Annotated in this window: 19 protein-coding genes and 1 pseudogene; 9 read left to right on the forward strand and 11 right to left on the reverse strand. The window is 42.1% G+C overall.

Going from position 1 to position 23,491, the window contains the following annotated elements:
- Positions 1–10 precede the first annotated feature (10 nt).
- The 3 genes from GWK08_RS05080 (at position 11) to GWK08_RS05090 (ending at position 1,921) form a co-directional block, all read left to right on the forward strand.
- Complete coding sequence (locus GWK08_RS05080) at positions 11–904, forward strand: TolB-like translocation protein (RefSeq protein ID WP_163605812.1); 894 nt, start codon at positions 11–13, stop codon at positions 902–904.
- Between the two features lie 68 nt (positions 905–972).
- Positions 973–1,473, forward strand: a complete 501-nt coding sequence (locus tag GWK08_RS05085) for a GTP cyclohydrolase II (protein ID WP_239524858.1) — start codon at positions 973–975, stop codon at positions 1,471–1,473.
- Between the two features lie 76 nt (positions 1,474–1,549).
- The gene (locus GWK08_RS05090) at positions 1,550–1,921 is read left to right on the forward strand and encodes a hypothetical protein (protein WP_163605814.1); all 372 of its coding nucleotides are present in this window, start codon (positions 1,550–1,552) and stop codon (positions 1,919–1,921) included.
- A 514-nt stretch (positions 1,922–2,435) separates the two neighbouring features.
- Here GWK08_RS05090 and GWK08_RS05095 read toward each other — a convergent pair.
- Positions 2,436–3,659 (reverse strand): M24 family metallopeptidase, encoded by a 1,224-nt coding sequence (locus GWK08_RS05095; RefSeq protein WP_163605815.1) that lies wholly within the window; start codon positions 3,657–3,659, stop codon positions 2,436–2,438.
- Between the two features lie 15 nt (positions 3,660–3,674).
- The gene (locus tag GWK08_RS05100) at positions 3,675–4,970 is read right to left on the reverse strand and encodes an aminopeptidase P family protein (protein ID WP_163605816.1); all 1,296 of its coding nucleotides are present in this window, start codon (positions 4,968–4,970) and stop codon (positions 3,675–3,677) included.
- 158 nt (positions 4,971–5,128) lie between these two features.
- Between GWK08_RS05100 and GWK08_RS05105 the strand changes: the two genes are divergently transcribed.
- Entirely contained in the window at positions 5,129–7,417 is a 2,289-nt protein-coding gene (locus GWK08_RS05105; protein ID WP_163605817.1) for a zinc-dependent metalloprotease, read from the forward strand.
- 1 nt (position 7,418) lies between these two features.
- Here the strand turns inward: GWK08_RS05105 and GWK08_RS05110 are convergent, their stop codons facing one another.
- The 5 genes from GWK08_RS05110 to GWK08_RS05130 are packed head-to-tail and all read right to left on the reverse strand — an operon-like array spanning position 7,419 to position 13,919.
- Positions 7,419–8,663, reverse strand: coding sequence for an NAD(P)/FAD-dependent oxidoreductase (locus GWK08_RS05110; RefSeq protein WP_163605818.1), 1,245 nt, complete (start codon positions 8,661–8,663; stop codon positions 7,419–7,421).
- Between the two features lie 26 nt (positions 8,664–8,689).
- A complete protein-coding gene (locus GWK08_RS05115; RefSeq protein ID WP_163605819.1) occupies positions 8,690–9,691 on the reverse strand; it encodes a 4-hydroxyproline epimerase in 1,002 nt (333 codons plus the stop codon).
- Entirely contained in the window at positions 9,684–11,432 is a 1,749-nt protein-coding gene (locus GWK08_RS05120) for a DUF885 domain-containing protein (RefSeq protein WP_163605820.1), read from the reverse strand. The genes GWK08_RS05115 and GWK08_RS05120 overlap by 8 nt, the downstream gene beginning before the upstream one ends.
- A 12-nt stretch (positions 11,433–11,444) precedes the next feature.
- On the reverse strand, positions 11,445–12,968 hold the full coding sequence (locus GWK08_RS05125) for an aldehyde dehydrogenase (NADP(+)) (protein ID WP_163605821.1): 1,524 nt from the start codon (positions 12,966–12,968) through the stop codon (positions 11,445–11,447).
- An 18-nt stretch (positions 12,969–12,986) separates the two neighbouring features.
- Positions 12,987–13,919 carry a dihydrodipicolinate synthase family protein gene (locus GWK08_RS05130; protein WP_163605822.1) on the reverse strand — a complete coding sequence of 311 codons (933 nt, stop codon included), beginning with the start codon at positions 13,917–13,919 and terminating at the stop codon, positions 12,987–12,989.
- A gap of 146 nt (positions 13,920–14,065) precedes the next feature.
- Between GWK08_RS05130 and GWK08_RS05135 the strand changes: the two genes are divergently transcribed.
- Positions 14,066–14,935 carry a helix-turn-helix domain-containing protein gene (locus GWK08_RS05135; protein ID WP_163605823.1) on the forward strand — a complete coding sequence of 290 codons (870 nt, stop codon included), beginning with the start codon at positions 14,066–14,068 and terminating at the stop codon, positions 14,933–14,935.
- A 65-nt stretch (positions 14,936–15,000) separates the two neighbouring features.
- Here GWK08_RS05135 and GWK08_RS05140 read toward each other — a convergent pair.
- The 4 genes and pseudogenes from GWK08_RS05140 to GWK08_RS05155 form a co-directional block, all read right to left on the reverse strand.
- Positions 15,001–15,309: pseudogene (locus GWK08_RS05140) on the reverse strand (TlpA family protein disulfide reductase); the annotation flags it as partial.
- A 12-nt stretch (positions 15,310–15,321) separates the two neighbouring features.
- Positions 15,322–15,813, reverse strand: a complete 492-nt coding sequence (locus GWK08_RS05145) for a hypothetical protein (protein WP_163605825.1) — start codon at positions 15,811–15,813, stop codon at positions 15,322–15,324.
- Between the two features lie 24 nt (positions 15,814–15,837).
- Positions 15,838–16,245: a hypothetical protein gene (locus GWK08_RS05150; protein WP_163605826.1), complete on the reverse strand. Its 408-nt coding sequence runs from the start codon at positions 16,243–16,245 to the stop codon at positions 15,838–15,840.
- Positions 16,246–16,362: 117 nt separating this feature from the next.
- Positions 16,363–18,699 carry a TonB-dependent receptor domain-containing protein gene (locus GWK08_RS05155; protein ID WP_163605827.1) on the reverse strand — a complete coding sequence of 779 codons (2,337 nt, stop codon included), beginning with the start codon at positions 18,697–18,699 and terminating at the stop codon, positions 16,363–16,365.
- A gap of 155 nt (positions 18,700–18,854) precedes the next feature.
- Here GWK08_RS05155 and GWK08_RS05160 point away from each other — a divergent pair, with 155 nt between their 5' ends.
- The 4 genes from GWK08_RS05160 (at position 18,855) to GWK08_RS05175 (ending at position 23,487) form a co-directional block, all read left to right on the forward strand.
- Positions 18,855–20,150 carry a sensor histidine kinase gene (locus tag GWK08_RS05160; RefSeq protein WP_163605828.1) on the forward strand — a complete coding sequence of 432 codons (1,296 nt, stop codon included), beginning with the start codon at positions 18,855–18,857 and terminating at the stop codon, positions 20,148–20,150.
- Positions 20,147–20,848: a response regulator transcription factor gene (locus tag GWK08_RS05165; protein ID WP_163605829.1), complete on the forward strand. Its 702-nt coding sequence runs from the start codon at positions 20,147–20,149 to the stop codon at positions 20,846–20,848. Before GWK08_RS05160 ends, GWK08_RS05165 begins: the two co-directional genes overlap by 4 nt.
- A 117-nt stretch (positions 20,849–20,965) precedes the next feature.
- Positions 20,966–22,708 carry a sodium:solute symporter gene (locus GWK08_RS05170; protein WP_163605830.1) on the forward strand — a complete coding sequence of 581 codons (1,743 nt, stop codon included), beginning with the start codon at positions 20,966–20,968 and terminating at the stop codon, positions 22,706–22,708.
- A 134-nt stretch (positions 22,709–22,842) separates the two neighbouring features.
- Complete coding sequence (locus GWK08_RS05175) at positions 22,843–23,487, forward strand: dioxygenase family protein (protein WP_163605831.1); 645 nt, start codon at positions 22,843–22,845, stop codon at positions 23,485–23,487.
- The last annotated feature ends 4 nt before the right edge of the window (positions 23,488–23,491 follow it).

Genomic DNA, 23,491 nt, shown 5'->3' on the forward strand with positions numbered 1-23,491 from the left:
ATACCTAACCATGAAAAAACTACTGGCGCTAAGCCTGGTCATTATAAGTATAGGATGCGCAGATAAGAATAAAATGAAAAAAGACATATCCGCTTACCAGGCAGAAGAGGTTCCTGCAGATACTCCCCTGGTATTTAAAGAAGATCTTATTCCCGACGATAAGATCATTCATAAGGGAATACTTTCACCGGATCTTCAGCAATATTACTACACACTGTCGGAGAAGGATTATTCCCGATTTGATGTGATGATGATCCAAAAAACCGAAACAGGTTGGTCAGAGCCCAAACCTGCATTCTTTAACAGCAATTATAGCGAGCATGGAATGAGTTTTTCTCCCGATGGAAACTCCTTCTATTTCAGTTCTACACGTCCGCTAAACAAAGAAGGAGATCCTGGTATATGGCATATTTGGAGATCAGAAAAAGTTAGCGGGAAATGGAGTACCCCCGAATTGATCGATATTCCCAATCTCAAAGGCAGGCATATGTCGCACCCGACACTTAGCTCATCCGGAAATATGTATTTCCATTCTAGTGATCCCGATTATAGCAATATGCATATTTATCTCGCAGAACCTGCAGGAGGCAAGTTTGGCGATGCCAAAAAAGTACTTTTTAATGAAAAGGTTCAGATGGATCGTTGCACCCCGCATATTTCGGCAGATGAAAACTATCTGGTCTTTGCCGGTATCGGAGAACAACTGGATCTGTATATCTGCAAAAAAGAAAAGGACGGGCAATGGTCTGAACCTCAAAAGCTACCGGAAGCAATAAACACTCAGGGGCAGGGAAATCCGTTTATTACCCCCGATCATCAATTCCTTTTCTATACAAGGGAAGATAACAGCAAGAACAGATGGGAAGTTTGCTGGATCGATATATCTGCTTTCACACAAAAATAAAAGGTGTTAATATTGTAGTCAGACAAGACTAATATTAATAGAAAAACCAAACTGTTTTGATAGTAAAAATGGCAGAGGGCAACCTCAAAACCAAATACGGAGAATATCATGAGATCCTGTATTACGACGGGCAAAAAGAATCCTTTGCCCTGATCATGGGCGATGTAAAAGAAGGAGAGGAAGTGTTATGCAGGGTGCATTCTTCCTGTATTTTCGGGCATCATTTTAACAGTATTGAATGTGATTGCAGAGAGCAAATGGAAATTTCTCAGCAGCTGATCGAAAAGGAAGGAAAAGGGATCGTTATCTGGCTGGAACAGGAAGGTAAAGGTAACGGACATTATGCCTTGCTTAAAAGTGTGGAATACAAAAGAAAAGGGTTTTCTCAGGCAGATGCTTACGAAGCAGTAGGCTTTAAAAAAGATGCAAGGGATTATACCGCGGCGGCAGAGATCCTGAACGATCTGGGGGTACGATCTATCCGGATGCTGACCAATAACCCCAATAAGGTAAAAACACTCACCCAGCACGGTATCGAGGTTAGCGGAACGCAACCTACGGTATTATGATTAATGGATCCCTGATGGTTATCGGGGTAGTATTGAGTCCCGATAGCTATCGGGATGAGTACAAAGTATTGAGATTATGGGAAATCAGGCAAATATACTTAGGCAAATTAAAGATATTCAGGTTCAGGCGGATCGGCTGATCAGGAACAACGCAGATCTGACCGAAATAGAGCATTTTTCCGATTATTCAACGGAAATCAGGAATTGCCTGCTGAAGAATATAACAGATAAGACCATTTTGGATCATATAGAAAGTATTCCCGATTTGAAAATTGATGAATACGTTGAATCAGATGGCGGAAATGGGATTTTGGGGTCGATCATCAACTTCTTTGGAGGAGCATATGCAAGTGAAAAATGGAAATCCGAATCAAGCCTGAGTATTGTTAGGGATATAAAAGCTAAATACGCTTCTCTTGAATTCCTATTAAGGAATTATTTTGACTGAACGTACAATGAAATCCGAAAAAGAAAACTGGGCTTCCATTTACAATATATTTAATCAGAATAGACGCCTCTTAGAAGAGTTCGATATCACCAAAAAAATCAAGCTCTTGGTTTATATTGATTCCTTGCTGAATTTGTTAGAGTTTATAAAGGGGATTGCTTCTCCCGATAGTTATCGGGATCGCAATGACTAATAATTGAATGTCTTCGCGAGCCTGCTTATCGTTGGATAAGTACGGCGCAGCGATCTCAAACAGCATTCAAGAACTCTATATGAATTTAAAATGAATTAGGAACATTCAGTTTCACACGAATCTATAGTGCCAATAAATTAAAATTAATTCATCAGTTTCAACACTTCACCTATTTTTCCCTTCCGTTAATCGATATCCTTAAAATACAGAAGGTAGTTTTCCTTCTACCATCCCTTAAGCCCTAGTTTTAACCCGGGTTTGCTAAACATGTATAGTGTTTAGTTATTGGGATGGAAAGTCGGCAGTATTGCCGGCTTTCCTTTATTTTAACAATAGTCCGAAAGGATCTTCAATACTGTGTGCAGGTTGAGTGAACCATTCCGGGCCATTTTCGGTCATATAGATATGATCTTCCAGGCGGATACCGAACTCATCGGGTACACAGATCATCGGTTCATTACTAAAGCACATCCCCGGGCTCAACAGCGTCTGATCATTCCTTACCATATAAGGCCATTCGTGAATATCCAGGCCTATTCCATGCCCCGTACGGTGCGGGAGTCCCGGCAATTTATAATCAGGCCCGAGGCCATTGGCTTCCAGCACTTTCCTGGAGGCTATATCAACTGCAGCACAGGGATCTCCTAAGCGGGCTGCTTCAAATGCAGCCATCTGGGTAGTTTTTTCCAAGTTCCAGATCTTTCGCTGCAGATCACTGATCTCTCCGTATACATAAGTTCTTGTGATATCCGATATATAATCGTGTAGCATACACCCCGTATCTACCAGAACAATCTCATTTTCCTCCAGATTTTTTGGTTTTTTTACGCCATGCGGAAAGGAAGAATCCACCCCGAACAGCACAATACAAAAATAGGACCCGGCAGTAGCACCATATCTGATATGTGCCTCATTGATAAAATCCACTACCTCTGCAGAGCTGATTCCCGGCCTCATGATCCTCGCTGCTGCTTTCTGCACTTCCATGGTAATATCCATGGCCGTTTGCATAATGGCTATTTCCGCCTTTGATTTCTGCATTCTGCAGCCGGCAGTTACCCGTTTGGCATCTGTTAGCTTATAAGCTCCTGCCAATTGTGCGATCCCGTTCGAAACAAAAAAGGGAGTAGCTTCATCCAGGGCAACTTCTCCTCCTTCAACTCCGTATTTCTTCAACAGTTCTATAAACAATTCATAAGGACTCTCGTGCTCTTCCCAGCAATGCACTTCCCCTTCTATAAGCATAAAATCCAGTACGGTTCCCTTTTCAAAAGCCGGAGCTATAAAACACAACTCTCCGTCCGGGAATAATAAAGCACCTACCATCCGTTCACTTGGGTTCCACTTCATCCCTGTAAAATAGTAGAGATTGGTCCCTGCATGGAGATAAACAGCCTTTATCCCCTTCTCCTTCATCAGTTTTCCCGCTTTTTTAAGCCTGTTTCCGAATTCCTCTTTTTCTATGGGTTTTGCCAAATGCGCCATAGGCTTTATAGCTGCCAGTTCTGCTTCCGCAGTAGATCCTCCGATTCCTAATGTATTCATGTATTTTTCAGTAGTTTATTTAGTATTCATCAATGCTTCAATTTCTTCTATCTCTATCGGCATACCTTCCGTCAGGTTGATGTTTCCATCCTCGGTAATCAGGTAGTCATTCTCCAGTCTACAACCAATACCTTCTTCCGGAATATATATTCCCGGTTCGCAGGTAAATACCATTCCCGCTTCTATAGGTCTCGAATACAAACCTACATCATGAACATCCAGCCCGAGATGATGTGCAGTTCCATGCATAAAGTACTTTTTGTACAAAGGCTTGTCCGGATCCTGTTTTTTTACCGCTTCTTCCGAGAGCAGTCCGAGTTTTATCAATTGTTCCTCCACCAGGCCGGCCATGGCCTTCTCGTATTCGGCATGATCTGCGCCCGGTTTTAATAGTTTAGCACCTTCCTTAAGGCAATGCAGAACGGCCTGGTATACATCTTTCTGCCGCTCGGAGAATTTCCCGTTTACCGGTAAACATCTCGTCGTATCACTATTGTAATTGGCATAGCAAACACCAAAATCCAGCAAAAGCATATCGCCTTCCTTACATACATTATCATTGGTATTGTAATGCAAAGCACAGGCATTCGGCCCGGACGCTACAATGGGTTTAAAAGCATGGCGAACGCCTCCCTGTCTTATGATCTCATAGGTGAGTTCGGCCTCCAGTTCATATTCGTTTATATCCGGTCTGAGTGTGGTGGCAAATTTCTTAAATCCGTCAATACTGATAGCCACCGCTTTTTTGATCTGATCGATCTCCTCTTCAGATTTTACGGGACGTAGTTTCCTGGTAATTTTCGCTGCTCTCTTATAATCGTGCAGAGGATATTTCTTTTTACACCAGGCGATCATCCTGTCCTGAGCTGTTTCCATCTGGGCGGTAACTCTTTTTATGTGTTCGTTATGCCCCAGGTAAAAAGTATCGGCTTCGAAGGCCATTAACTGCAGGATCTTCTCAAAGTCATGAAGCCACTCAACCCTTTTTACCCCCGATATCTCTCTTGCCTGCTCTTTAGTGAGTTTATCGCCTTCCCAGGTCTTAATATGCTCATTGGTCTCTTTAATAAAAAGTACTTCCCTGTTTTCGGGCTTATAGGCATCCGGATATAACACCAGAACAGTCTCTTCCTGATCTATCCCGCACAGATAGAAAAGATCGTTGTTCTGGGCAAACCCCATTACGTCATCTGCATTGGTCGGCATTATATCGTTAGAGGTGAGTATGGCAATGGCATTTGCCGACATTTCCCTGTTGAAGTTCTCCCTGTTTTTAACAAACAAAGACGAATTAATTTCTGCGTATCTCATAGCTTTAAGTCTATTTCTTTTTTTAGAATTCCAAGTTCAAAAAAACCAATCAATATATTAAGATCGTATTAATATAATGTAAGCATCTGATAAAATATTAGCATTTTTTAAAAAATTGATAGCTAAATTTGATAGGCCAACACAAATCTTACTGAATTATGAAACCTACGAAGCAATTTTTAATGTTGCTGCTCACCGTTTTGACAGTTAACATTACCCCGGCGCAGGAAATTAAATGTAAATCGGAAGAAGCCACCCGTGCGTCCTGGCTTCAGCATCCTGAGATCGAGAAGGAGTTCCTGGATTTTAACAACTTCAGCAAACAATTCATTAACACCATAAGACAGGGAATAGACGTCTCCGGAAGAGGAAATGTTACCTATACCATTCCTGTTGTTTTTCACGTATACGGCACCACACAAAACGGAGAAACGGTAAATTACAACACTATTCTTAACTCTATAGAACAGGTAAACGAGGAGTTTCAGGGCCTGAACGCCGATTTTAACACCGTCGATCCCAGGTTTTCAGGGATACGCGGAACCATGAGTATTGAGTTTAAGCTGGCTACCATCGACCCCGATGGAAATCCGACCAACGGAGTTGTTTTTCATGCGGCCAGAGGAGGATACGGGAATAACGACGGAGGTACGAGAGCAGCTGTTGCTGCCGATGCCTGGGATAACTACAAATACATGAACGTGTATATCCAGGCCGATCTGTACAATGACGGCGTTAACAACAATTCAGGGATAGCCTGGCTTCCCAGTACGTATGATTCCGACCGTAACAATGCAAGAGTGGTCTATAACGGTCGTTATCTTACCGGAAATACTTCAAGAGAATTTGCTTCGGTCCTGACCCATGAGTTCGGGCACTGGCTTAATTTAAGACATACGCATCTCGGTGGATGCGGAGGAGACGATTTTGTTGCCGATACACCCCAGGAAGACACCCCGGGGGGAAAAGGTTGCAGTCCGTCTCAGAACTGTAACGGACAGTTTATCAATTATGAGAATTATATGGGGTATAACGGAGGAAGCGGATGCTATAAGATGTTTACCCAGGGGCAGGTAGAAAGGATGCTGGCTGCGCTTCAGCACCAGGCCAGGATTACCTTATGGCAGGAACAGAACCTGATCGATACAGGGGTACGTACCGATAGCAGCACCTCTTCTGTCGATATAAGCCCCGGCAGTATTACCGAAGCTGCGGCTAATGACGGAAGTTTTGATACCAACCCGACGATCACGGCTTCCAATACCACCTTTAAGGTAACGGGAACCCTTGTTGAAGGCACACACTACAGCTATTCAGCACCACAGGGCCTTAGCGCGCAGCTTGTGGTAAATGACGATGCAACTGTCGCCACTGTTAGCTTTTCAGGTACAGCAGACGATCATCAGACCGCTGATAATTTTACAGGTAACTTCAGTTTTACTTCCGCTGCCGTTGAAGCAGACGAATCTAATCTCCAGCTGAATTTTGTATTCAGGGATAATGATACTCCTCCACAGGGAACCATTTCCATTATCCCGTCCACACATACGGAAGCAACTGCCAACGACGGGAGTTTTAGCAGTAGCTCCACCATTTCCACAAATAATGCCGCCTTTAAGCTTACGGGTCTCCTCACGGAAGGAACTCACTTTACCGCTTCGGTACCGGAAGGCCTGAGCGTAAGAGTTAACGTTAACAATAATACTTCTGCCACCCTGTCTTTTACCGGTAATGCTGTAAATCATGAAGAGGCAGATCGCTTTTCAGGTAATATATCCTTTACTACAGCGGCAATTGAAGTAGCAGATCCGCTTCTCGATCTTAATTTCGAATTCAGGGAAAGTGAACCTGATAATACTAACGGAGTGATCGCCATTGATCTTTCAACACTCATAGAATCTGAAGATAATGACGGAAGTTTTAGTATTAACCCGGTAATTACTGCTTCCAATACCACCTTTAAAACCACAGGAGTACTTTCGGGAGATACGCACTATACCTACTCCATACCGGAAGGTCTGAATATGGAGGTTAAGGTAAATAACGATGCCACACAGGCAGTGATCACTTTTTCAGGAAATGCCATTAACCATGAAGCTGCTGATAATTTTTCGGGGAGTATATCCTTTACCACTGAGGCAATAGATCTTTCACAGCCATCGGTAGGCCTGAATTTCGAATTCCTCGATGCAGAAACTACCAGGGAAGAATTTATTCTGTTTCCCAACCCTTTTAAAGAGCAATTAACATTGCAAAGTCCTCTTTTCAATAATGACAATGTAACGATTGAAGTCTACAATCTTCGCGGACAAAAGATCTACGATAAATTGTATGAAAACATTTCCGGTGAGCTTCAAATGGACACCAATATGAACTCAGGTTTGTATTTTGCGAGGATCCTTATAAACGGAAGGCTGATGGAAACCAAACGTATTTTAAAGCAATAATTCAGAATTTCCTGTCGGGATGAAAGGCATCTACAGGCATAGATGTCTTTTTTCCGGCTATGATCTCCTCTACCAGTTTTCCGGTAGCAGGCCCCAGGCTCCATCCCATCATTGCATGTCCGGTAGCAATGGTCAGGTTATCGCATTTTGCAGACCTCCCTATATAAGGCATTCCATCGGGCGAGACCGGTCTTAATCCGCATGCAGCTTTATCTTTTTCTTCCTGTTCTATACGGATCTCAGGATAGTAACGGTTTGCCGCCTGAGCAATCGCATCGACCCTTACCTTATTGATCGTGTGGTTTATTCCGGCAACTTCCATGGTGCCCGCAAAACGGGTAAATCCGTGCATTGGAGTTACTGCTACCTTAGCTTCTGCAAGGATTGCAGGAACAGTGATCCCTGTATTTTTCTCTGTATTTATTCTGTATCCCTTTCCTGCCTGTAACGGAATGGAGATCCCCAACTTCTTACCAAGAAGCGTACTCCAGGATCCTGCTGCCAGGACATATTCATCGGCATAAAGGGTTTGTTTATTTGTTTTGATGGCAGTGATCTCATTCTTTTTTACTTCGATATCCTCTACCTTCTCATTGGTATTAAAAATAACTCCCTTCTGTTTGAGGTAACTCTTTATCTCGCTCATAAATTCACCGGGAGTAGTATGCACATCACATTCGTAATGAACAGCTCCTTTTACATTCATTTTTACCCCGGGTTCCATTTTATAAAGCTCTTCCAGCGATAATTCTTTTACGGGAAGGCCCGCCTCTATTGCCTTGTGAGCTACTTCATTCTCTTCTTCCAGCATTTTATCGGTCTGACAAAGCATTAAAAGTCCCTTTTTCTCGTACTGAAAATTAAAACCTTCGTCTTGTTTTATATCCTGGTAAAGATCCCTGCTTAAAAGATTAATGTCGCGAATTACAGGAATGCATCTCTCCACATGTTTTTTGTTAGCCGATTTGTTAAAGGCCCATACCCATTTCAGAAAATCCATTTCCAGTCTGGGCTTCAGGTATAGCGGACTTTTGGGATTGAACATCCATTTAATTCCCTGTTTAATAACTCCGGGAGCTGCAAGAGGAATTATATGACTGGGGGTTAAATAACCTGCATTTACATAGGACGCGCCTTCATCCATATTAGACTGATCTATCACAGTAACCTGATGGCCTTCCTTTTGAAGATAATATGCGGCACTTAGCCCTATTATCCCTCCTCCTATAATTATGATGCTTTTCAAAGAAATGTTTTTACGGGTTCTAAAACTTAAATCACCTGGAATCCGTGTGCATAAGGATCATCATCATCGATCATGATCGTATTGAATCCGGTAATTCTGGCCCATCCTTCAATACTGGGAACAATAGCCTTTTTACCGTCCAGCTCAGTTTCTTCTTCGATCCTTCCTATAAACTGACTCCCGATTATACTTTCATGAACGAATTCATCACCCTTTTTTAATTTTCCTTTGGCGTACCATTGTGCCATTCTTGCTGAAGTCCCGGTTCCGCAAGGCGATCTGTCTATCGCTTTGTCTCCGTAAAAAACGGCATTTCTCGCGGTTGCTTTATCGGAAAGAGTATCTCCGCTCCACAGAACATGACTAAGTCCGTTTATAGTTTCATCTTCAGGATGTACAAAGCTATGAGCAGCGTTGATACGATCCCTGATCACCCGGCTCCAGCTTACCAACTGGTCTGCGGTATAATCCTGGATCCCTTTAAAGTTTTCCTGAGGATCTATTATTGCGTAGAAATTCCCTCCGTAAGCCACATCCAGTGTGAGCTCTCCCAGTTCCGGGCATTCTACTGTTATATTTTCTGCTGCCAGATACGATTTGATATTAGTGAGTTTTACCGAAGTAACTTTATCTCCTTCCTGTTTATAGGAAATTGTTACCAGTCCGGCCGGAGTTTCCAGTCTTAATTTTCCCGGAGTTTTGGGTTTTACCAACCCTTCTTCGATGGCTATAGTAACGGTTCCGATAGTTCCGTGTCCGCACATCGGCAGGCAGCCACTTGTTTCTATATACAAGACACCTACATCGTTATTCGGGTTTGATGGCGGATACAGGATACTTCCCGACATCATATCATGACCCCTGGGTTCGAACATTAATCCTTTACGTATCCAATCGTATTCCTTCAGGAAATGCTGACGTTTTTCACTCATATTTGCACCGGACAGATCGGGGCCTCCCTCAGAAACTACTCTTACCGGGTTCCCGCAGGTATGCGCGTCGATGCAATTAAAGATACTCCTACTCATTTTTCTTTTTCTCTATATAATTATTTATTCTTTCTTCTAAAATAGCAAGGGTAACCGTGCCCTGTTCCAGGATCACTTCATGAAACTCCCTGATATCGAATTTACTTCCCAATTCTTCAGTGGCTTTTTCTCTTAGTTCCCTGATCTTGATCTCTCCCAGTTTATAGGAAAGTGCCTGGGCAGGCCATGAAATATAGCGGTCTACCTCTGTATTGATATTGTGAAGCGACAGGGCCGAATTCGTACTCATAAACTCCACAGCCTGTTCCCTGCTCCAGTTTTTTGCATGAATTCCGGTATCTACTACCAATCTACAGGCTCTCCACATCTCATAGGTAAGCTTCCCGAAACGCTCGTAAGGGGTTCTGTAGATTCCCATTTCCTCACCGAGGTATTCGGAATAAAGTCCCCATCCTTCTCCAAAGGCAGAAATATAGAGGTTCTTTCTGAACTGAGGAATACTGTCTCCCAGTTCTTTGTTAAGGCTTCCCTGTAAGTGATGCCCGGGAACTGCTTCGTGGGCAGTCAGTGACGGAAGTGCATATAAAGGCCTGCTGCTTAAATTATAGGTATTTACCCAGTAATAACCGGGTTCTGTACTGTTCTTTTCGGTACCGATATATCTTCCGGTAGTATATTTTGGTGCTATAGCTGTTGGAACGGGTGCCACTCCGTAAGGTTTACGCGGAAGCGTAATAAAATACCTTGGCAATTGAGCATCTATACGTTTGGAAATATCTCTGGCTTCTTTTAAAAGAGCTTCTGCAGAAGTGGGATAAAACTGCTTATCCGTTCTGAGAAACAGAAGGAAATCTGCAAAGCTCCCCTTAAAATTCACCTCTTTTATAATAGCTTCCATCTCCGATCTGATCCTGGCTACTTCTTCAAGCCCGATCTGATGTATTTCATCCGGACTGAGGTCCAGAGTGGTATATCTTTTTATCTGATTCTGGTAATAGGCTTCTCCGTTAGGGACTGTCGATACTCCCAGTTTATCTCTTGTATTTGGCAGGTATTCCGTTTCAAAGAATTCCTTTATCCTTTTAAACTGAGGGACCACACTGGAGTTTATCGCCTCCCTGGCAGCGGTCAGTACCGAATCTTTTTGTTCTTCACTGAGGCTGACCGGAAGTTCCTTAAAAGGTGAATAATAGAAACTCTCTTCAGCACTCTCTACAATATGATCGTTATAGGTAGATTCATATCCTTTAAAGATCACCTTGGGTTGGGATACTCCTTTTTCAAGCCCCCTTCTCAGGTTTACCAGATGCTGATCTACAAAAACCGGTAAAGCATTGAGTTTATTCAGATATTCCCTTACCTGCTTATAATTGGTAAGCTTTCTTGCCATATAAGGCAGGCTGTTGTGAAAACCTGCATCGGAGAGCAAGGGGTTTAGATACGCTTCGAATTCGTAAAAGTCTATTCGCTGCTGAAGAACATACTTTAAAAGTTCTACCGATATCCTGTCGGTCTCTTTCAGGTCGTCCGTTGCTATAGCCTGCAATTCTTCCAGTTTCCCCCTGGCAAAATCTGCTTCCGATTTATAGTGTTCTTCCGTAAACAAACCAAGAGGGTATGACTCTTCATCATACCCTTCGTGATCCTGAACACTTGTAATAATGGAATTTAATTCTTCTGAAGCCCCCCCATTATTTTGAGATTGTTTTTCTGCACATCCGTAGGCAAGCAGAATTGATAATACCCCAAAGGGGAGATACTTTTTAAGTTTTAAATCCATAATGTCTAATTTTTATTTTAACGCTTCCGGCAGGAGTTCCTTAGGGAAATCCTGGAAAGAGAAGGGACGCACCCATCTCTTTATGGCATTTATTCCAACTGCCGTATACCTGGAATCTGTCGATGCGGGATAAGGCCCTCCGTGTGTCATGGAAGCACAAACTTCCACTCCGGTTGGAACCCCGTTAAAAATAATTCTCCCTACACGCTGCTGAAGCGTATCGACAATAGTTCCCAAATCCTGATATTCTTCTTCATCTGCAATAAGGGTACCTGTAAGCTGCCCTTCCAGCTGGTCTATAATATTTACCAGCTCTTCCTCATCTTTACATTGTACGACCATAGAAAAAGGTCCGAATACTTCGTGATGAAGGTTTTTATTCGCCAGAAAAGAAGCTCCGCTAACTTTTGCTATCTGAGAAGCAGCAAAATTCTCCTGGGTGGCTGTTTCGTATTCTGCCACCACTTCAAGTCCTTCCTGCGCACTTATGCTCGATCTCATCTTGTCGTAATTGGCTTTGATATTCGGGTGCAGCATACATTGTGCATCTACAGCTACGGTTTTTTGAGCCAGGTCTTCGATAAAAGCATCCGAAGCATCATTTTTCATACACAGCAATAAGCCCGGATTGGTACAAAACTGTCCGGTTCCCAGCGTTATTGAACTTGCATAAGTCGTTGCCAGCTGCTCTCTCCTGTTCTCCATAGCTCCCGGCATCATTATAACAGGGTTTATACTTCCCATTTCGGCAAATACCGGAATAGGTTCTTCTCTGGATGCTGCAATGTCATAAAGGGCTCTTCCTCCTCTGATACTACCTGTAAAGCCAACTGCCTTTACACCAGGATGTTTAACCAACTGAACCCCTACTTCTATTCCACTACTGTTTAAATTAGAGAAAACCCCTTCCGGCATTCCTGTTTTTTCAGCGGCCTTTACAACGGCCGAAGCTACCATTTCTCCTGTTCCTGCATGCATGGGGTGCGATTTTACGATGATAGGACATCCTGCAGCCAGAGCACTGGCGGCATCACCTCCTGCAGTTGAGAACGCAAGCGGAAAATTACTGGCTCCGAAAACAACTACAGGCCCTAAAGGGATAAGAAGTTTACGAAGATCCGGTTTTGGAAGTGGTTCCCTGCCCGGGATCGCTTCATCTATAGATATTTCTCTCCAGTTTTCATCAGAGATCAGGTCGGCAAAGGCTCTTAACTGACCAATGGTCCTTCCTCTTTCTCCCATAGCCCTTCCCTGGGGTAATCCCGATTCGGAGCTGTACACTTCCAGAAGTTCATCTCCCAAAGCAAGGATCTCATCAGCTATGGCATTAAGGAAAGCCGCCCTTTTTGTTCCGGGAACATTCCTGTACACGCGAAAAGCAGAAGAAGCCAATGCTACGGCTTCATCTATTTCTTCGGGAGTTGCCTCTGTCAACTCATACTGATTGGGAATGTTCAATTTCGGATTAAAAGTGGTAAAGGTCTTATTTCCTTTGGCCGATAATTTATTCCCAATATAATTTTTTCCTGTGATCATTTTATTTTTTTACTGTTCTTAAACCGTTCTTAACTGAAGGGATTTATAATCAGGTAAAACGGGTCTGCTGTTTAATCCTTTCTCAATAACCGAAAGGACGTGTTCCCTCTCTGCTCCTGTTAAAGGAAGTCTGGGTGCTCTTACATTTTCAGTACCTATTCCGGTAGCTACTTCTGCAAGTTTAATATTCTGCACTAATTTAGAATTAATATCTAACTCCAGCAACGGTAAAAACCATCTGTAAATTTCTATTGCCTCACTTGTTCTTCCCGCTTTTTGCAATTCGTAGATCGCTACAGTTTCTGCCGGAAAAGCATCAACAAGACCGGCAACCCAACCGTCAGCCCCCATTAAAAGGCTTTCCAGTGCCAGGGTATCCACTCCGCATAAGATCTTTAAGCGGTTCCCAAAACGGTTTTTGATCCTGGTTACATTAGAAATATCTCTGGTTGATTCTTTTACAGCCTGGATATTCGGACATTCATCCAGTAATTCTTCAAACATATCAAGGGTAACCTCAATACCATAATCTACAGGATTGTTGTATACCATAATAGGAAGGTCTGTACTGTTGGCTACTTCCTTAAAATAAGTAATGGTTTCTCTTTTCCCGGCTTTATAGCGCATAGGAGGTAACATCATCAATCCTTCAGCTCCATCTTCCTTGGCCTTACGGGCTGCTTCTATAGCACCTTTTGTGGTCTGCTCTGCAATATTAATGATTACAGGAACCTTCCCTTCAACAATTTGCACGGCAGTTCTGACAAGGGTCCTTTTCTCGGAATCGCTAAGTGTACTGGCTTCTCCCAAGGTTCCTCCTAAAATTATACCATGAACTCCGGCATCTAATTGTGCCTTAACATTTACTTCAAACATCTGAAGGTCTAAAGTGTCTTCGTTAGTGAATTTTGTAGTCACTGCGGGCATTACCCCTACCCATTGTATACTCATAACAAGTCTATTTTAAAGTACATCAAAAATAGTTATAATCGGTGTATGCCATTATTTAGCATTTTAACAGAAAGTAATATAATATTAGCCTATATGAACTATGATTGTTGTTTTTCTATTAATATTTGCATAATTTTAAGATCATTATGAAAGTCCTACCTTTTAAAATACCGAAATCCACCGATACTTCCCTGATAGTACAGGAAGATCACGTACCTGCCTTATACGATAAGCTGCATCAACATGAAGAGATTCAGATTTCAGCTATTTTTAAGGGAGAAGGACAACTTATAGTAGGAGATTCTGTAAACGATTTTAAACCGGGAGATATCCTGGTAATTGGCGGAAGTCTTCCTCATTTGTTTAAAAGCGACCCTTCCGACGAGGAGAAATCGCATATGATGTCGTTGTTCTTTACCAAAGAATCTTTCGGGGATCACTTTTTCGACCTTCCCGAATTCAGTGATCTGAACAATCTTTTTACGGAAGCGGAATACGGATTTAAGATCGTTCCGGCTCCGGAAGATAATTTTGATTTTGAAGGCCTGAAGAAATTTCTTGAGTACGACAAGCTCGATGCATTCATTAATTTTCTGGCATTGCTGAAAAGGTTGTGCTATATGGAAAGAAAATCGCTGAGTTCATTTATCCACAAGAAAAAGTACACAGACAATGAAGGGAAAAGAATGAGTGCCGTATTTGAACTTGCAATGAATGAATTTCACAGAGATATCACCCTGGAGGAAATAGCGGAGGTAGCGTCAATGTCTCCTAATGCCTTTTGCAGGTATTTCAAGCAACGGACGAATAAAACTTTTTTTGAGTTCCTTATCGAAGTCAGGATCGAGAATGCCTGTAAACTTCTGTCCAGGAGAAACGATCTTTCTGTTGCTGAGATCGCTTATCAATGTGGATTTAAGAATATTTCGAATTTCAACAGGAAATTCAAACTCCTCAAAAAAGTAGTTCCTTCAAAATACAGAAAACAAGGGCTTCCGGAATTAAAATACAGCTAATTCTCCTGCATTAATAAAGGCACTAAGAGACAATAATGACTACCTATAGTTGGTTGTGGATGTTTCTATTTTAAAATTCTGTTTACCGTAGCCTCCAGCAATTCTGCATCCAGTTCACTGCCAAAAGCCACTATTTCACCTTTCCCGTCTACCAGATATCCGTAGGGCAAACCTCCGGGCACCAAAGCTTTTATAAAAGGATCTCTCATTTTCTGCTCCTTCAGCACATGCTTCCAGGGCATAGGGGATCTCTCCTTTCTGAATTTTTCCACGATGGCAGCATTCCGGTCTAAAGAAACACTGAGTATCTCTATTTTATCACCGAATTTTTCCTTTATCGCCTCCAGCTTGGGGCGTTTGGCCACACACGGGGCACACCAGGTAGCTCAAAAATCCAGTAACAGATAAGAGCCTTTATAAGTACTATTACTAACCTTTCCGGTATCGTTAAAGGTGGTCAGTTCGAAATCGGGAAGTTGCTCTCCTTTAATGTATTTTGCATTACTTTTCATCAACTGAAATATTCCGGGCTTATCCTTCATATATTCATTGTTGTAATGAAAAGTCCCCACAATCGTGTTCCCGTTAATTTTTCCTTTGTATTCTATCAGGACGCCTTCTTTGTTTTCCCTGCTCAGGTAAAATTCATTCCCTTTTATTTTAAGGGTGTAGCTTACATTAAAGTTATTTTGAGAAGGGAAATCCACAGTAGCTGCATAACCCTGATCCGTCTGCCTGATATGCAGGTTAAAATTAACCACATAGGCATTGACAATACGCGATCCTTTCCACTCTCCCCTTAGTTCGGAGGTTTCTACCGGGTTTGAATAAGCCGGTAAAAGGCAGCAAAGGATCAGAAATAGAGTGATTGCTCTCATAGTTGTTCGTTTTTTGATTGATAATTAACGACTTCTTTTAAGGGAAAATACTTCCTGCGAGGTATCGTTCTTTACATTTCTGTAGAGAACACTTCCAGCCATTTTACCGTCTTTGGGCTTTCCTCTGAAATCGAATTTTTCATTATTTACCACGATTTCCACATGAATTTCCTCTCCGGAGCAGATCTTGGTAAAAGCGGTAATTCTATCCCTTGTGATCCCGGGGATGGAAATTTCAGATCTCAGATCGCCGTCTTCCTCAGAGATATAAACGGTAAACTTCTTTAGTTCTCCGTCATGGGTAAAGCTTCCCTTCCACTCTCCCACGGCTTCTTTAAGATCCAGGGGTTCAGGTATCGGGCATGATTGTGCATTGATCGAGGTCGTTCCTGCGATGACCAAAAAGATCAGAAGATTTAAATACGTTTTCATAAGATTAAGATTTATAGTTTATTCAAAGTAAAGGCTTACACCGGCGCCTATGGGCTATCAAAATGTCAACAAGTCCCATTTAAAGGTTAAAAGAGTTAAGCAGAAGTTAATTCCCGGCTAGTCTACGTTTCCGCTATTGTACCTTCTTTGTTTCCTCAACCTGTTTTGCTGATTATTCTGTCCGAAGGAGAAATTATATCTCATGGTCAGGTAAGCGTAGCGGGAAAAAGGTTTTCTGAAAGTACGTTCGGACAGATCGTTCAGGTTCCTTTCAACATCGAATTCGGAGGTATTGAAAATATCATTGATCCTCAGGATAAGTTGTCCTTTATTCTTGAGTATCCGCTTACTGACTGCCAGATCCAATCTGTAATTCGTCTGTATTTCCTGTTGAAGGTTTTGCCTTCTGGGATTAAGGTTACCGTTGAGTTGAACACTCCAGCTTTTGGCAAATCTAAAATCGTTCTGAAGCCTGTATTGCTGGGAAAAAGTATGGGTATTGGCAAACTGTTGTGTTTCAAAATCGGAAAAGTAATAGTTCATACTCAGGTTGGAACTCCACCATTTAGACCAGTTGATCCGGGAAAATAATTCTATCCCGTATTGTCGGGACGTACCTATATTGTCGAAAGTATTGATGATAAAATCGCCTTCCCGGATAAAGATAAATTGTATAACATCGTCTATTTGAGAATAAAAAGCCGAAGCATTGAGGTTGATTTTTTTAAACTTCCGGTTGTAATTCAATTCTACCTTATTAGCAAAGGAAGGCCTTAAGAACGGGTTTCCCCTTCTTCTGTTCAGGTTCCCCTGTTCTACGGTAAAAGGATTAAGGGAAAATATTCCGGGCCTGGAGATCCTGCGGGTATAATTGGCGCTGAATTCATTTTCCTTTACCTTATAGGACAGGCTAAAGGAAGGGAACAGATTGGTATAACTATCGTCGAAGGTCTCCACATCGTTACTATTCAGGTCTATGCGGTAATCTTCCAGTCGCAGGCCTCCTTTCAGGCTCAGCTTTTTAAACGTATGTTCGTATACGACATATGCTGCCAGGACACGGTCTTCGTACAGGAAGTTATCTTCTATAACGGTGATGGTTTCCGACTGTTCGGTGCGGTCCTGAAAATTATCCAGGTTTTTGAACTCGGCTTTCAGCCCGGTTTCCAGGGTGTTTCCTTTTTTGTTTTTTCTGTGATAATCGGCACTTAAAGTCGTTATGGTATTCTCTCTCCGCTGACTGTCATCGATTATAAAATCTGCCTGTCCCGCTTCCACTTCCCGCTGATCGATCTGAAAAGTATTGGGAAAATTAGCCAGGTTGATATCGGCCTCCAGATAGTGGTTCCTCCCGTTAAATTCCTTCCGGTAATTGGCATTCAGTTCTTTGGAAACATGTATATGCATATTTTCAGAATTAAACATGATCATACGTTCGGTACCGGTAGCCAATTCTTCGATCCGCGTGGCGGTTTCATCGGTCAGGCTATGCACATTCCTGGCATATATCCCGGAAAACGACAAGGTATTTGTACTGTCTATAAAAATATCCACCCCGCTTTTCAGGTAGTTTACCCTTGCATTTTCGAACTCAGTGCCTGTTTGTTGTTCAATGATCTCATCGGTTGTTTGCCTGAGCGTATTTACACTCGACCCGAAATACGGGAATCGCAGGTTGTAATTCACATAAAAATTAAACTTCCCGGAACGGTAATTTCCGCTGGGGGTAAAATGATATCGATCCTGTTCACCGATCCCGGCATTTACGCTAAAATTCCCTCCGTTCATCCTTGGCCTTCGGGTAATGATATTGATAAGGCCGGAAACACCTTCCGCATCGTATTTAGCAGAAGGATTGGTGATCACTTCTATCTGTTTAATAAGGTTGGAGGGCACCTGTGCAATAATATCGGCAGAAGACAAAGTAGAACGTTTCCCATCGATCATTATAATAACATTGTTGTCATTCCTGAGGCTGACATTCCCTGAAATATCCACATCTACAGAAGGTATCTGACGCAGGATATTCTCGGTAGAGGCCCCGGCAGCCAGCAGGTCACGGCCAATATTGACCACTCTTTTATCGCTCTTAAACTCTATGGTGGTCCGTTCTGCAGTCAGCACAACCTCGCCCAGCAATTCACGATTACTCTTCAGTTTTATATCCAGCTCTCTTTTAGAATTTCCGCTCAGGGAAACCGGAACCGTAAAATCCTGATAGCCGAGATAATTAACTTTCAGCGTATAGGTACCATTATCTATTCCGGTTAATTCGTAATGCCCGTCATCCTTGCTGATGGTATTCAGAACCACTTTATCATCTTTCAGGAGAATGATATCGGCCCAGCCGATAATTTCATTGGTATTAAAGTCGCTTATCTTTCCTGAAATACTGTTCTGAGCGAGACCGAGGCTGCAAACAAGTAAGAAGAATACGTTAAGTTGAGTTCTCATATTTTTTGTTTTTAACAAATTACCGGGGAATTAAAAGGGCTATGGGTTATTGATAAATCAATGAGAAACACTTAAAAGTTAAAAGAGTTAATGAGAAGTTAAGCGATTTAATTTGTTAATAATGAGTAGTATATTGCATAGTATAAATCGGTTTTATGCAATTGAGCAAGACATCCATTACCATTGTTATCGCCGTCACTTTGATGTCGCTGATCGGCCTGGTGGCTATCCAGGTACACTGGCTGAATAAATCTGTTGAGACCAACCGACAGATATTCCGGCAAAAAATGGATCTTGCCACCAATATGGCAGGTGAAATGTTCAGAAAAAACGGGAATGCGCCATATGAACTTCATCAGGCCATTATCTCCGGAGCAACAGATAAAAAAACAATAGACAGGATCGTATCCGAGGCAATAGATTCCTCTTTTATACAATGTAATATCCCCCTAACCTATACCTACGGGGTTTATGAGCATACCGATCATGACGGCAACCGTCTTTTGGCGGGTAATACCGATGAAGTATTGTTAAACAACTCTGTCTGTAATGCCAATGATGGGAGGGAATTTGGCTGGACCAGGCTTACCTGCAGTATGGGGTATGGGAACGACAACAACTATCATCTGGCAATTTTTCCTTCTTTCAGTGCTTTTATTTTTAATGAAGTAAAAGGAACCCTGATCACCTCTGTTATTTTTATTTTACTGATCCTGGCCGGTTTCTTTTACACTATAATTACTATCAAAAGGCAAAAAAGGCTTTCCGAGATCAAAAACGATTTTATCAATAACCTCACCCATGAATTCAAGACCCCTATTTTTAGTATCGGGCTGGCTTCAAGTGCCCTCAGGAAAACAGTCAATACCGATGAAAAAGAAAAAGTAGAAAGTTATCTTGATGTTATAGATCATGAAGGGGAGCGGCTTAAGAACCAGGTAGATAAGATATTGCAGTTGTCCCTTCTCAACTCCAGAAAGTTTACCCTGGAAAAGAAGAAAATAAACCTGAGGCCCATTATCGAGAATGTAATTGAGAGTTTTGAGATGTTGATACGGCAGAAGAACGGGGTTATCAAATTCAAATCGAATATCGATAATATTTATGTCCAGGGAGATGAAGTTCATCTGACCAATGCTATTTACAACCTTATTGACAATGCTATAAAATACACCGACAAAAGCCCCGAAATAGATGTTACTGCTCATCTCACCCCGGATAATATTGCCATAGCCGTTAAGGATAACGGCCTGGGGATTAAAAAAGAAAAACAGAAATCGATCTTCGATAAATTTTACAGGATCTCTACCGGAAACATACATAATGTAAAAGGTTTCGGTATTGGTTTAAGCTATGTTAAGGAGATCATTGAGGCCCATCAGGGAATCATTTCCCTGGAGAGTAAATGGGGAGAAGGAAGTACATTCACCGTAAACCTGCCTGCCTTATGAAATCGACTGCCAAAATACTCCTCGCCGAAGACGACAAAAACCTGGGATATATCCTGAAGGAATACCTGTCTATGCATAATTTTGAGGTGATCCTTGCTACCAACGGGAAAGAAGCCCTGGAGCTTTTTCACAAAAGTAAATTCGATCTCTGTGTGCTCGATATCATGATGCCGGTACTGGACGGATTTTCGGTAGCCCAGGAGATCAAAAAACAGCAACAGGAAATGCCTCTGGTGTTCCTTACTGCCAAAGCCCTGAAGATCGATAAACTAAAAGGTTTTAAGATCGGAGCAGATGATTATATCCTGAAACCCGTAGACGAAGAAGAACTCATTGCCCGTATTAATGCCATTCTCAGAAGGACTGGAAACTCAAACGGAGAAGAGCTCCTTCCCGTTAGTTTTCAACTGGGAGATTATTTATTCGACTATCAGAACCAGCTCCTCACTTATAAAGATCAGAAACAACTGCTCACTACCAAGGAAGCCGATATTCTCAGGGAACTCTGCCTGTGCAAAGGCCGGATCCTCGATCGCAAGAAAACATTAAACACCTATTGGGGAGAGAACGACTATTTTAACAGGCGCAGCATGGACGTCTTTATCTATAAATTGAGAAAGTATCTCAAAAACGACCCTTCCATCAGCATCCGGAACGTTCATGGCAAGGGATTCATCCTGGAAACGGACGGTTCCTGAATTCACTTCTTTTGATAAAGTTGTGTTAAAGATTAAGGTAGTTAACAACTATTTATGATAAATGCTGATTACTTTAATCTCCGAAATCAATAAACAACAAACTAAAAGGTATTTATAATGCATATCCTGGATTGGATTGTACTTATTGCTATTATCGTATTGATAATAGGTTATGGAATATGGAAAACAAAGAGTATTTCCAGTTCCGAATCTTATTTAAGAGGAACGCGCTCTCTACCCTGGTGGACGGTCGGACTTTCGGTCATGGCAACCCAGGCCAGCGCCATTACATTCCTCTCCACTCCCGGACAGGCTTATGATGACGGTTTGCGTTTTGCGCAGTTCTATTTCGGACTTCCACTGGCCATGATCGTATTATGTGTTTTTGTGCTGCCCGTGTATTACAGGTTAAAGGTATATACGGCCTATGAATACCTGGAGAGGAGATTCGATCTCAAAACCCGCTCCCTCACCGCATTTCTGTTTCTGATACAAAGAGGACTGGCCGCCGGTCTTACTATATTTGCTCCTTCTATTATACTTTCTTCCATTCTCGGATGGAACCTTAATATCACGACCCTGATCATAGGGGTACTCGTTATTATCTATACGGTAACCGGAGGGACCATAGCGGTTAGCCAGACTCAAAAACAACAAATGATCATTATCCTTACAGGATTAGCCATTACTTTTTTGATCATTTTGTCCAAACTGCCTTCAAATATCTCATTCAATGACGCATTAGGTGTAGCTGGAGATATGGGAAAATTGAAGGCAGTTGATTTTAAATTCGATCTTTCCAACAAATACAATATCTGGAGTGCCCTTTTTGGAGGTACCTTCCTCTTTCTTTCCTATTTCGGAACCGATCAGAGCCAGGTGCAGCGCTATCTCTCGGGAAGGTCATTAAGGGAGAGTCAACTGGGCTTGCTTTTTAACGGGATCTTTAAAGTTCCCATGCAGTTTATGATCCTCTTTGTAGGGATCATGGTATTTGTGTTCTATCAATTCAACCAGGCTCCGCTTCACTTTAACAAATCGAATGTAAAGATCATAGAGCAATCGGTCTATGCGGATGAATATCATCAGTTGGAAGAGCAGTTACAAAAAGTATCCGAAGAGAAAAAACAGGCCATATATACCAGTATCGAACAAAAAAGAAACGATCTCGATAATACGGCTGCCGTAGCTTCTATCCACAGTGCCTTAAGCCGGGAAAAAGACCTGAGAAACCAGGCAAAAACGCTTTTGGGCAATTACAGTAAAAAACTCGGGAAAAAACTGGAAAAGGAAGATACGGACTATGTCTTTATCAATTTTGTTACCGGGCACCTGCCCACCGGGCTCATCGGGCTCTTACTGGCGGTTATCATGTGCGCAGCCATGTCGTCTACAGCTTCCGAGCTGAACGCCCTGGCAACTACCTCTATGGTGGATTTTTACAAAAGATCCTTTGTACAAAGAGCACCAGACAAACACTATCTTAATATGTCCAGGCTTTTTACCCTGGGCTGGGGTATCATCGCTATTCTCTGCTCCATGCTTATTACGCTTTTTGACAATCTGATAGAAGCAGTTAATATTATAGGCTCCCTCTTTTACGGAACTATCCTCGGTGTTTTTACCATTGCTTTCTTCTTTAAGAAAATAAAGGCCAATGCCACTTTTATCGGTGCCATAGTGGGAGAAGTGATCGTTATTACCCTCTTTCTGATGGGGAAGAACGGTTTTTTCCAGATCGCTTACCTCTGGTTTAACCTTATCGGATGTATTGCTGTTCTTTGCACCGCTTTTATCTCACAACGTATTATCGCCATAAAAACAGAGAAGCAGTTACAGTTAAATACTGTTAATAAATAAGTTATACACAAAAAAAATAATTAATTTTTAAGATGTAATGAAGACTGAACGGCATTTCGGGAGTAATTGAACGCCTGAACAACTATCGGAATGACGGGGTATTTAATCGAACCAAATATTAAACATGCTGAACAATGAAAAATATTTCCAGAAAGAGCTTTTTAAGCAGGTTGGGCTTGGGGCTTTTATCTGTTCCTCTGGCGGTGAAAGGAGTTTCGGCAGCCGTTAAAGAACCAAAAAATGATGACACCGATTGCGGATATACGGATTCTGCATCGGAGGGGCCTTTTTTTGTAAGGAACACCATTGAAACTGTAAACCTTAATTTCACTAATCTTCCCGGTACTCCTATGAGAATATCAGGAACCGTTTTTGGTGATGAAGAAGGGAAAAGAAAAGTAGCAGATGCCAAAATAGAGATCTGGCATTGTGATGATGAAGGAACCTACCATCCTACCGGAAATGGCGATATTTCCAGGTATAAAGATTCGGAAGTGGCCCTGAGAGGTTTTGTAATAAGTGATAAACAGGGTGCTTTTTCTTTTAAAAGCATTACCCCCGGACTCTATTACGGCAGGAGAAGGCATATTCATTATAAGATAAGTGCCAAAGGGTATCGAAGCCTTACCACTCAAAGTTACTGGCTGAACGAAAAAGGAGGTCAGCGTGAAAGACTGGACAGAACAGATCGGGGTACCGAAGATTGCAGATATATAGATTTTAAAAATAACAACGGGATCTCCGAAGGAGTGTTCAATATTTATCTAAAAAAAGCTTAATATT

It is taken from the genome of Leptobacterium flavescens, from assembly GCF_010671605.1.
In the GTDB taxonomy this organism is placed as follows: Bacteria; Bacteroidota; Bacteroidia; order Flavobacteriales; family Flavobacteriaceae; genus Leptobacterium; species Leptobacterium flavescens.

What these genes read in the sequence shown, in the direction of transcription:
- GWK08_RS05115 (WP_163605819.1), bottom strand. Translation starts at nt 9,691, where the DNA reads ATGAGTAGGAGTATCTTTAATTGCATCGACGCGCATACCTGCGGGAAC.
- GWK08_RS05100 (WP_163605816.1), bottom strand. Translation starts at nt 4,970, where the DNA reads ATGAGATACGCAGAAATTAATTCGTCTTTGTTTGTTAAAAACAGGGAG.
- GWK08_RS05170 (WP_163605830.1), top strand. Translation starts at nt 20,966, where the DNA reads ATGCATATCCTGGATTGGATTGTACTTATTGCTATTATCGTATTGATA.
- GWK08_RS05160 (WP_163605828.1), top strand. Translation starts at nt 18,855, where the DNA reads ATGCAATTGAGCAAGACATCCATTACCATTGTTATCGCCGTCACTTTG.
- GWK08_RS05145 (WP_163605825.1), bottom strand. Translation starts at nt 15,813, where the DNA reads ATGAGAGCAATCACTCTATTTCTGATCCTTTGCTGCCTTTTACCGGCT.
- GWK08_RS05080 (WP_163605812.1), top strand. Translation starts at nt 11, where the DNA reads ATGAAAAAACTACTGGCGCTAAGCCTGGTCATTATAAGTATAGGATGC.
- GWK08_RS05125 (WP_163605821.1), bottom strand. Translation starts at nt 12,968, where the DNA reads ATGATCACAGGAAAAAATTATATTGGGAATAAATTATCGGCCAAAGGA.
- GWK08_RS05095 (WP_163605815.1), bottom strand. Translation starts at nt 3,659, where the DNA reads ATGAATACATTAGGAATCGGAGGATCTACTGCGGAAGCAGAACTGGCA.
- GWK08_RS05130 (WP_163605822.1), bottom strand. Translation starts at nt 13,919, where the DNA reads ATGAGTATACAATGGGTAGGGGTAATGCCCGCAGTGACTACAAAATTC.
- GWK08_RS05120 (WP_163605820.1), bottom strand. Translation starts at nt 11,432, where the DNA reads ATGGATTTAAAACTTAAAAAGTATCTCCCCTTTGGGGTATTATCAATT.
- GWK08_RS05165 (WP_163605829.1), top strand. Translation starts at nt 20,147, where the DNA reads ATGAAATCGACTGCCAAAATACTCCTCGCCGAAGACGACAAAAACCTG.
- GWK08_RS05085 (WP_239524858.1), top strand. Translation starts at nt 973, where the DNA reads ATGGCAGAGGGCAACCTCAAAACCAAATACGGAGAATATCATGAGATC.
- GWK08_RS05090 (WP_163605814.1), top strand. Translation starts at nt 1,550, where the DNA reads ATGGGAAATCAGGCAAATATACTTAGGCAAATTAAAGATATTCAGGTT.
- GWK08_RS05155 (WP_163605827.1), bottom strand. Translation starts at nt 18,699, where the DNA reads ATGAGAACTCAACTTAACGTATTCTTCTTACTTGTTTGCAGCCTCGGT.
- GWK08_RS05175 (WP_163605831.1), top strand. Translation starts at nt 22,843, where the DNA reads ATGAAAAATATTTCCAGAAAGAGCTTTTTAAGCAGGTTGGGCTTGGGG.
- GWK08_RS05105 (WP_163605817.1), top strand. Translation starts at nt 5,129, where the DNA reads ATGAAACCTACGAAGCAATTTTTAATGTTGCTGCTCACCGTTTTGACA.
- GWK08_RS05150 (WP_163605826.1), bottom strand. Translation starts at nt 16,245, where the DNA reads ATGAAAACGTATTTAAATCTTCTGATCTTTTTGGTCATCGCAGGAACG.
- GWK08_RS05135 (WP_163605823.1), top strand. Translation starts at nt 14,066, where the DNA reads ATGAAAGTCCTACCTTTTAAAATACCGAAATCCACCGATACTTCCCTG.